The sequence below is a fragment of the Streptomyces turgidiscabies Car8 genome (assembly GCF_000331005.1).
In the GTDB taxonomy this organism is placed as follows: domain Bacteria; phylum Actinomycetota; class Actinomycetes; order Streptomycetales; family Streptomycetaceae; genus Streptomyces; species Streptomyces turgidiscabies.
In genome coordinates, this window is record NZ_AEJB01000520.1 from 1 (window position 1) to 7,269 (window position 7,269).

Annotated in this window: 8 protein-coding genes; 6 read left to right on the forward strand and 2 right to left on the reverse strand. The window is 67.6% G+C overall.

What is annotated here, in order from left to right; genetic code table 11:
- Positions 1–19: 19 nt before the first annotated feature.
- On the reverse strand, positions 20–334 hold the full coding sequence (locus STRTUCAR8_RS37970) for a hypothetical protein (RefSeq protein WP_006381651.1): 315 nt from the start codon (positions 332–334) through the stop codon (positions 20–22).
- A gap of 262 nt (positions 335–596) precedes the next feature.
- Between STRTUCAR8_RS37970 and rpsF the strand changes: the two genes are divergently transcribed.
- From rpsF to rplI, 4 genes are all read left to right on the forward strand, one after another.
- Positions 597–887 carry a 30S ribosomal protein S6 gene (gene rpsF / locus STRTUCAR8_RS37975; protein ID WP_006381649.1) on the forward strand — a complete coding sequence of 97 codons (291 nt, stop codon included), beginning with the start codon at positions 597–599 and terminating at the stop codon, positions 885–887.
- Positions 888–967: 80 nt separating this feature from the next.
- A complete protein-coding gene (locus STRTUCAR8_RS37980) occupies positions 968–1,573 on the forward strand; it encodes a single-stranded DNA-binding protein (RefSeq protein ID WP_006381645.1) in 606 nt (201 codons plus the stop codon).
- 58 nt (positions 1,574–1,631) lie between these two features.
- A complete protein-coding gene (rpsR, locus tag STRTUCAR8_RS37985) occupies positions 1,632–1,868 on the forward strand; it encodes a 30S ribosomal protein S18 (protein ID WP_006381652.1) in 237 nt (78 codons plus the stop codon).
- An 18-nt stretch (positions 1,869–1,886) separates the two neighbouring features.
- Entirely contained in the window at positions 1,887–2,333 is a 447-nt protein-coding gene (gene rplI / locus STRTUCAR8_RS37990; RefSeq protein ID WP_006381650.1) for a 50S ribosomal protein L9, read from the forward strand.
- A 195-nt stretch (positions 2,334–2,528) separates the two neighbouring features.
- Here rplI and STRTUCAR8_RS37995 read toward each other — a convergent pair whose 3' ends face one another.
- Positions 2,529–3,866, reverse strand: coding sequence for an MATE family efflux transporter (locus tag STRTUCAR8_RS37995; protein ID WP_044473582.1), 1,338 nt, complete (start codon positions 3,864–3,866; stop codon positions 2,529–2,531).
- A gap of 458 nt (positions 3,867–4,324) precedes the next feature.
- On the opposite strand from STRTUCAR8_RS37995, the gene dnaB reads away from it, so the two are divergent.
- Together dnaB and STRTUCAR8_RS38005 are read left to right on the forward strand one after the other, a co-directional pair.
- Complete coding sequence (gene dnaB, locus STRTUCAR8_RS38000; RefSeq protein ID WP_006381646.1) at positions 4,325–5,800, forward strand: replicative DNA helicase; 1,476 nt, start codon at positions 4,325–4,327, stop codon at positions 5,798–5,800.
- Between the two features lie 65 nt (positions 5,801–5,865).
- A complete protein-coding gene (locus tag STRTUCAR8_RS38005; RefSeq protein ID WP_006381647.1) occupies positions 5,866–7,251 on the forward strand; it encodes a serine hydrolase domain-containing protein in 1,386 nt (461 codons plus the stop codon).
- Positions 7,252–7,269: the final 18 nt, after the last annotated feature.

Below are 7,269 nucleotides of genomic sequence, written 5' to 3' on the forward strand. Positions count from 1 at the left end.
CACCAGGGGGTGGTCCGCGTCAGCCGATCACGCCGCCGAAGAGACCGCCGTGCGCCATACCGAGGAAGAAGCCGACCGCTGCCGCACCGAGCCCCAGGATCAGTCCGAAGCGTTCGCGGGTCGTCTCCGAGACGAACTGTCCGTACGCGCCGGTGAGGATCCCCACCAGGCCGGTCCAGGAGCTGAGCAGATGCAGGCTGTGGAACATCGCCGTGACGAAGGCCGTCAACCCGAGCACCAGGGTCACAGCGAGCAGGCTGTCCTGGAGGGGATGGGGTTTGCCGTCGGTGGCGAAGAGGGATCCGGCGGTGTTGGGTCGCAATGCCTGTGCCATGTGGCACCTCCTGCGGAAGGCGGCGCACTGTAGCGCCATACACACCCGATGTGTACAGATTGCGGGTCACCGGGGCCTGATTTCAACCGGAAGCGCAGTACGGGTAGTCTGTAGCGTCTGCACCGGTGTCTGCCCAGGGCGTCGTGAGAATCCTTCCGAGGACCTCCGACTGTCAGTGGTCGCCGATACCGTTGCGTACGCATAACAACCCTCCTGCCACGGAACGACCGTGGCCGCTGAGTCCAAAGGAGGTGGGTTCCACATGCGTCACTACGAAGTGATGGTCATCCTCGACCCCGAGCTGGAGGAGCGCGCTGTCGCCCCTCTGATCGAGAACTTCCTCTCCGTCGTCCGTGAGGGCAACGGAAAGGTCGAGAAGGTCGACACCTGGGGCCGTCGTCGTCTCTCGTACGAGATCAAGAAGAAGCCCGAGGGCATCTACTCGGTCATCGATCTGCAGGCTGAGCCCGCGATCGTCAAGGAGCTCGACCGCCAGATGAACCTGAACGAGTCGGTCCTCCGGACCAAGGTCCTCCGCCCCGAGACCCACTGAGCCTCCCGCTCGGTCGATCTCGGGATTTCGAGTAGCAGCACCAAAAGCAGCCAGCAGCAAACCCGCCGAGAGGTTCCCCTATGGCAGGCGAGACCGTCATCACGGTCGTCGGCAATCTTGTCGACGACCCCGAGCTGCGCTTCACCCCCTCCGGTGCGGCGGTCGCGAAGTTCCGTGTCGCGTCGACGCCCCGCACTTTCGACCGTCAGACCAACGAGTGGAAGGACGGCGAGAGCCTGTTCCTGACCTGCTCGGTCTGGCGTCAGGCGGCGGAGAACGTGGCCGAGTCGCTCCAGCGAGGCATGCGCGTCATCGTGCAGGGCCGGCTGAAGCAGCGGTCCTACGAGACCACGCAGGGCGAGAAGCGCACGGTCTACGAGCTGGACGTCGATGAGGTCGGCGCCAGCCTGCGCAGCGCCACCGCCAAGGTCACCAAGGCCGCAGGCCGAGGTGGCCAGGGCGGTTACAGCGGCGGCGGCGGTGGTGGCGGCGGCCAGCAGGGCGGTGGCTGGGGTGGAAACTCCGGCGGCGCTCCGCAGGGCGGCGGCGCTCCGGCCGACGACCCCTGGGCGACCGGCGCTCCTGCCGGTGGCAACCAGGGCGGCGGCGGTGGCGGCTGGGGTGGAAACTCCGGCGGCGGCAGCGGCAACAGCGGCGGCGGCTACTCGGACGAGCCCCCCTTCTAGGCCTTCGGGCCGAAGGGTGGGCCGTACCCACACTTCTTGATCACACAGGAGAAACACCATGGCGAAGCCGCCTGTGCGCAAGCCTAAGAAAAAGGTCTGCGCTTTCTGCAAGGACAAGGTCCAGTACGTGGACTACAAGGACACGAACATGCTGCGGAAGTTTATTTCCGACCGCGGCAAGATCCGTGCCCGCCGCGTGACCGGCAACTGCACGCAGCACCAGCGTGACGTCGCCACGGCTGTCAAGAACAGCCGTGAGATGGCGCTGCTGCCCTACACGTCCACCGCGCGATAAGGGAAGGGTGACCGACTAATGAAGATCATCCTCACCCACGAGGTCTCTGGCCTCGGTGCCGCGGGCGACGTCGTCGACGTCAAGGACGGCTACGCTCGCAACTACCTGATCCCGCGGAACTTCGCGATCCGCTGGACCAAGGGCGGCGAGAAGGACGTCGAGCAGATTCGTCGCGCTCGCAAGATCCACGAGATCCAGACCATCGAGCAGGCCAACGACATCAAGGCCCGCCTCGAAGGCGTCAAGGTCCGTCTGGCCGTTCGCTCCGGCGACGCCGGTCGTCTCTTCGGTTCCGTCACCCCGGCCGACATCGCCACGGCGATCAAGGCTTCCGGTGGCCCCGAGGTCGACAAGCGCCGCATCGAGCTGGGCTCGCCGATCAAGACCCTCGGCGCCCACGAGACGTCGGTGCGTCTGCACCCCGAGGTTGCCGCCAAGGTCAACATCGAGGTCGTCGCAGCCTGAGTGCTGTGCACGTTGAAGTAGTTGTAGGGCCGCATCCTCCGGGGTGCGGCCCTACTGCGTGAGCGGGTTCGTCGCTGACAGGGCACGCAGATGTTTCACGTGAAACGGTAGGAATGCGGTCGATGTTTCACGTGAAACAGGGGGCGTCGGCGGAGGGGCTGGTAGCGGTGCACTCGGCGCTCGTTCTGCTTCAGCTCAGCGGGTGGCGCCCGTGACCATCCAGCGGCCCGAACGGGATCGCAGCCACAGAGTCGCCATACGGACGGTCATCATGAGCGTCATCGCTCCCCACAGGGCGGTGAGGCCGCCGCCGAGAGTCGGTACGAGCAGGGCTACGGGTACGAAGGCGGCCAGCGTGATCAGCATCGCTCCGGCCAGGTACGGGCCGTCGCCCGCACCCATCAGTACGCCGTCGAGCACGTAGACGATCCCGTAGATCGGTTGCGACAGCGCGACCACCAGCAGAGCCGGCAAGGCGGTGTCCTTGACCACGGAGTCGCTGGTGAACAGGGGCAGGAACAGGGGACGGCTGACGATCACCAGCAGACCGAGCACGACTCCGGTCGCGATGCCCCACTCGACCATGCGGCGGCAGGCGTCGCGCGCGCCTTGGGTGTCGTTCGCGCCGAGGCAGCGCCCGATGATGGCCTGCCCGGCGATGGCGATCGCGTCGAGAGCGAAAGCGAGCAGGGTCCACAGGGACAGGATGATCTGGTGCGCGGCGACGTCCGCGTCCCCGAGCCGTGCGGCGACGGCCGTAGCGATCAGCAGGATCGCCCGCAGGGACAGGGTGCGCACGAGAAGTGGCGCGCCGGCCTGGGCGGAGGCCCGGATCCCTGAAGCGTCGGGGCGCAGCGAGGCGCCGTGCCGGCGCGCACCGCGGACGACGACCGTGAGATACGCCGCCGCCATTCCCCATTGGGCGATGACGGTGCCCCAGGCGGAGCCCGCGATGCCGAGGTCCGCGCCGTAGACCAGCCCCGCGTTCAGCGCGGCGTTGGCGACGAAGCCCGCGATGGCGACGTACAGCGGGGTTTTCGTGTCCTGGAGACCACGCAGGATCCCGCTGGAGGCGAGGACGACGAGCATGGCGGGGATTCCGAGCGCCGAGATCCGCAGATAGGTGTCCGCGTACGGGGCGGCGGTCTTCGAGGCGCCGAAGAGATCCACGAGCGCGGACGACGTGGGCAGGACGACGGCGATGACCGCGACGCCGAGCAACAGGGCGAGCCAGATGCCGTCCACACCCTGGCGGATGGCGGCCTGGAGATCACCGGAGCCGACACGGCGGGCGACGGAGGCCGTGGTGGCGTACGCGAGGAAGACGAAGACGCTCACGGCTGTGGTGAGAAGCGCCGAGGCGATGCCGAGCCCGGCCAGTTGAGCGGTGCCGAGGTGGCCGATGATCGCGCTGTCGGCGATGACGAAGAGGGGCTCGGCGATGAGTGCGCCGAAGGCAGGGACGGCCAGCGCGACGATCTCTCGGTCGTGCCGGCGCCGGGTCGCCCTCGGGGCAGCGGGAGCCTGTGTCATGACCACCAATCTAGTCTTCCACAGGTAAGTGATGCAATGCGGTTGGGACCATTACCTCTCCGCTTGAGGCGTGTGTTGAGGTGTGCCGCTCGTGGAGATCTTGGCCCGATGGCGAAAGTTTTTCTCCTGCACAGCCGGTGGACGGAAAACGTGCAGGTCAGCGACGGTGTGTCGAAGACCGCGAAAGCTTGTTCACAGGGCTGTCCACCGGGTCGTGCACAGGTTTTGCGGAGTTCTCCACAGCATCAGGCCCGTCGTCCACATGGCCTGTGGATAACCAGATTGGCTGACGGTGCCGACGGGCCTACGGTGGTCCGGAGCCCGCCCCGCCTTCCAGCCTCGGAAACGTCACAAAACCGACGCGCCGGAACCGGAGTTGGGCCTCTTATTTGTCAGTGCCGTGCCGTAGAACAGAGGGCACGGCGAGGTCCGCTCTGCGGATGGGAGGAGGTGGCTCGGTGAGTATTTCCGAGCCCTTGGACGATCCGTGGGCCGACAGCGGCCCCAGTGATCGTCTGCCCCCCTCCCGTCAACGCCGTGAAGGGGGCCGGGGGCGTGACGAGCAGCACGACCGCGGTCGTGAGAACGGCGCCTGGGAAAGCGAGGGCACGTCTTTCGAGCGGGTACCGCCGCAGGACCTCGACGCCGAACAGTCGGTGCTCGGCGGCATGCTGCTGTCGAAGGACGCGATCGCCGACGTCGTCGAGGTACTCAAGGGCCACGACTTCTACCGGCCCGCGCACGAGATCATCTACGGGGCCATCCTCGATCTCTACGCGAAGGGCGAGCCTGCCGACCCGATCACGATCGCGGCCGAGCTCACCAGACGGGGCGAGATCACCAAGGTCGGCGGCGCTCCCTATCTGCACGCACTGGTGCAGACGGTGCCGACGGCGGCGAACGCCGAGTACTACGCGGAGATCGTGCACGAGCGCGCGGTCCTGCGGCGCCTGGTCGAGGCCGGAACCCGCATCACCCAGATGGGATACGCGGCGGACGGGGACGTCGACGAGATCGTCAACAGCGCCCAGGCCGAGATCTACGCGGTCACCGAGCAGCGCACCACCGAGGACTATCTGCCCCTCGGCGACATCATGGAAGGCGCGCTCGACGAGATCGAGGCGATCGGCTCACGCTCGGGGGAGATGACCGGTGTGCCGACCGGGTTCACCGACCTGGACCAGCTCACCAACGGTCTGCACCCCGGTCAGATGATCATCATCGCGGCCCGTCCCGCCATGGGTAAGTCGACGCTGGCACTGGACTTCGCCCGTGCCTGCTCGATCAAGCACAACATGCCCAGCGTGATCTTCTCCCTCGAAATGGGCCGCAACGAGATCGCCATGCGTCTGCTGTCCGCCGAGGCACGGGTGGCCCTTCACCACATGCGCTCCGGCACGATGACCGACGAGGACTGGACCAGGCTCGCCCGCCGGATGCCGGACGTCTCGGCCGCGCCCCTGTACATCGACGACTCCCCGAACCTGTCGATGATGGAGATCCGTGCCAAGTGCCGGCGTCTCAAGCAGCGCGCGGACCTCAAACTCGTGATCATCGACTACCTCCAGCTGATGCAGTCCGGCGGCAAGCGCTCCGAGAGCCGCCAGCAGGAGGTCTCGGACATGTCGCGAAACCTGAAGCTCCTGGCCAAGGAGCTGGAACTGCCGGTGATCGCGCTGTCGCAGCTGAACCGTGGTCCTGAGCAGCGGACGGACAAGAAGCCCATGGTCTCCGACCTGCGTGAGTCCGGCTCGATCGAGCAGGACGCGGACATGGTGATCCTGCTCCACCGCGAGGACGCGTACGAGAAGGAGTCACCGCGCGCGGGCGAGGCGGACATCATCGTCGGCAAGCACCGAAACGGCCCGACGGCGACGATCACAGTCGCCTTCCAGGGGCACTACTCCCGGTTCGTGGACATGGCCCAGACGTGAGCCGGTGCCCGTGGCGAGAGGGAAATGCGCTCGACGCGGCGCGGCTCTCCCGCTGAACTTGCCTTATGACAACACCTCAGGACGAGCTCCTTCCCGGCACGCGACGGGCATTGCTCCATCGGATCGCTGTCGCCCAGAGTGACGGGCGGGCGCCGTCGTTGGTCGCGGCGGTGGTGCGGGGCGGCGAGACAGTGTGGACGGGTGCACGTACTTCGGTGGACGGGCACGCCCCCGATGCGAACGTGCAGTACCGGATCGGTTCGATCACCAAGACCTTCACCGCCGTACTGGTGATGCGGCTGCGGGACGAGGGGCTTCTCGATCTCGTCGACCCGCTGGAGAAGCACCTGCCGGGCACCGGTGCGGGGGAGGCCACCATCGCCGAACTGCTCGCGCACACCGGTGGTTTGGCGGCAGAGTCCCCCGCGCCCTGGTGGGAGCGGACACCCGGATCACTGCGCCCCGATCTGGCCGATGTCCTCGGGGAGCGGCCGTTGCTGCATCCCGTGGGCCGCCGTCACCACTACTCGAACCCGGGCTACAGCCTTCTGGGTGCGCTGGTCGAGGAGTTGCGCGGTGCTCCTTGGGAGGACGTGCTGCGGCGGGAGGTGCTCGACCCGCTGAGGCTGGAACGGACCAGCGGGCAGCCGCGGGCACCGCACGCGGGTGGCTGGGCGGTGCACCCTTGGGCCGACGCGCTGCTGCCGGAGCCTACGGAGGACCTCGGACGGATGGCACCGGCCGGGCAGCTCTGGTCCACGGCAGGAGACTTGGCCCGCTTCGCCGTCTTCCTGGCCAAGGGGGACGACCAGGTGTTGAGTGCCGCATCCGTCGCGGAGATGCGTACGCCTGCTGCTCCCGCCGAGCCGGAGGATGTGGCCGCGGGGTCGGCGTACGGCCTCGGTATGCAGATCCAGTACAGGGAAGGCCGGCTGCTGGTGGGGCACGGGGGCTCGCTTCCCGGCTTCCTGGCGAGCCTCACGATCGACGTGGCGGACGACCTCGCTGCTGTCGTCCTCGCCAACTGCACCTCTGGCCCGCCGGTTTCCTTGGTCGCCGGCGACCTTGTGAAGATCGTCGCGGAGGCCGAGCCGCGGATTCCCGGCCCATGGCGCCCGTTGCCCGAAGTCGACGAGGCCGTGCTGGAGTTGACGGGCCAGTGGTACTGGGGGACCGCCCCGTACGCCCTGCGGCTGTCGCTCGACGGGGGTGTCTCGCTGGGGCCTCTGGCCGGCAACGGCCGCCGCTCGCGGTTCAGGGCGAACGGTGACGGCACCTGGACGGGACTCGACGGGTACTTCGCCGGCGAGCTTCTGCGGGCTGTACGACGGCCGAACGGGGCGGTGGACCACCTGGACCTCGGGTCGTTCGTCTTCGTGCGTCAGCCGTACGAGGAGGGGGCCTCTGTGCCAGGTGGCGTGGATCCGGAAGGGTGGCGCGGGATCAAGTAGGCGCCGACTACGGAGAAG